This window comes from Dielma fastidiosa (assembly GCF_000313565.1).
GTDB lineage: Bacteria > Bacillota_I > Bacilli_A > Erysipelotrichales > Erysipelotrichaceae > Dielma > Dielma fastidiosa.
This window is the reverse complement of sequence record NZ_HE578934.1, coordinates 2627-4645: the sequence shown is the minus strand read 5'-3', so window position 1 is coordinate 4645 and position 2019 is coordinate 2627. Positions and strand designations below refer to the sequence as shown.

The window sequence follows — 2019 nt, the reverse complement described above, 5'->3', positions numbered from 1 at the left end:
GCTTGTGTCCTGAGATTTCCTATGGCTGCGCCGGTACTGTCAAGATCGGTTATCTTAATGTTTTCTGCCGTTAGGGAAATCGATGAATCGAATTTTAATGTAAGGGTAGATGTAGATGCCTGATTTTTGATGCCGTCTGCTTCAACTGCAGTTAAGCTGACCGGTACTCTCGTATCCTTATGTAAGGTTACCGTCTTACTGTTGCTGGCGATCGTATAACCGCTAGGCGCAGTCACTGTCAATGTGGCCGAGCCTTCTGTCGTTACATTACTGATCTTTAGGATATAAGTTTTACCGCTGCCGCTGATTTCTGTCACAGTCGCATTGGTCAGACTAAAATTATCTTTTGTCAGACCGATGACAGGCTGATCAAAGGTTACCGTAACTTGGGTCGTATCTGAGATGTTTGCCGTACCGTTTGCGAAGACTTCAAAGGATACCGCGATATCATCTTTAGTCCATTGCGCCGTTAAGGTAATCGTCTTTGATTCTGAACTTGTGACTTTTGCTCCCGGCTGCTTGATGCTGTTGTCCGTTGATAACTTCCAGCCGGTAAATGTATAGCCAGACTTCACAGGTACAGTATTGGGAATCGTAATGTCAGCATTCAGTGCAGCCTTTTGATCCGGATAGCTGCCAGTACCGCCAGCCAGATCATAATGAATGGTAAATTGCTGAACCGGTGCTGGTGTAGTGATCTGTACATGTACGAGGTTACTGTAAGCCGTAGCCTCAGTCTTTCCGGTTTCTTTACCGGTTACCTTTACGAAATAATAAGAATCACCAGCAGTCATTGGATACGCGAACTCTTGCGTTTTGACACCCGTTGATGTACCGACTCCAGTTCCTGGTACAGAGCCAGCACTTGCCTTAAACCATTCGTAAGTCAGACTTTCATATGCAATGGCATTGCTTACGGAAACGCTCAATTTCTTACCGGTATCCGTAGTTAATGCACTTTGATTACTGATTGTAGGGATCTGTGGTAAAGCCGACATCTGCGGTGCAGTATAATGATGAATCACTGCAGATTGATTACTGGTGATGTTGTATCCTTCAACTCCACTTACTGAAACATTCACTGTACCACCAGTTGTAAAGCCACTGATTGCTAAAGTATAAACACCGGTTCCGGCCGCTTTTGAAAGTGAACCTTTGACGATATTATTTATACCTGTTAACGTGATATGATCAGCACTTAACCCTGTAATATCTTGGTCAAAGGTTAAAGTTAGCTGAGTGCTCGTATGTGTAGAATCCCCATCCGCAGTCACGTTTGTTAATGCCGCATTGATTAGGTCAGCTTTCTTATGTAACGTTACCTTTTGACTTGTCGGTGAAATGGAATATGCAGAAGGTGATGTGACTGTTAAGGTCGCCTCTCCTTGTGTTGTTACATTACTGATTGCCAGACTATAATTGCCGTTGCTGCCGCTTAATGAATCAATCTGAGCGTTTTCAATCGAGAAGTTTTCTTTTGTTAGATTGGTGATCGGTGTATCGAATACGACATCGATTTTGGTCGAGGTAGTTTTATTTGCTTCCCCATCGGCTATTGCACTGCTCCATACTACATTGGTAATCGGTGCAGCATAATAAATCGATACCGTCTTTTCATTTGGTGTTATTGAATAACCATCAATGGATGCAACCGTTGCTTTTAGGGTACCTGATACACTTACATTATTGATTGCAAGCTTATAAACACCTTTGTTTTCTTTAGTCAGGTTACCTTTCGTGACACCACTAACACCGCTGAGCGTGATCTTATCCGCTGTTAAACCATCAATATCATCACTGAAAGTAAAGGTCAATTCACTTGTAGTCTCAGTAGAGGAGCCGTTGGCTGTCAAAGCAGTGAAACTTATATTCTTAACAACAACTGGTTCATTAGCGGCTGCCGCTGAAACAGCAGGTGTACTTAACGGTGAATCAGAATAAGCAACACCGTCTCCGACTGCTTTAACTTTTGCGTAATATGTATTCCCCGCAGTGATTCCATTTCCTAAAGGGATGCTT

General features: G+C 43.1%; 1 protein-coding gene. It reads right to left on the bottom strand.

Annotated features, from left to right (window positions below):
* Positions 1-2019, bottom strand: a 2019-nt coding sequence (locus DAHG_RS21495; protein WP_161650575.1) for an InlB B-repeat-containing protein, incomplete at both ends; no start/stop codon positions are given.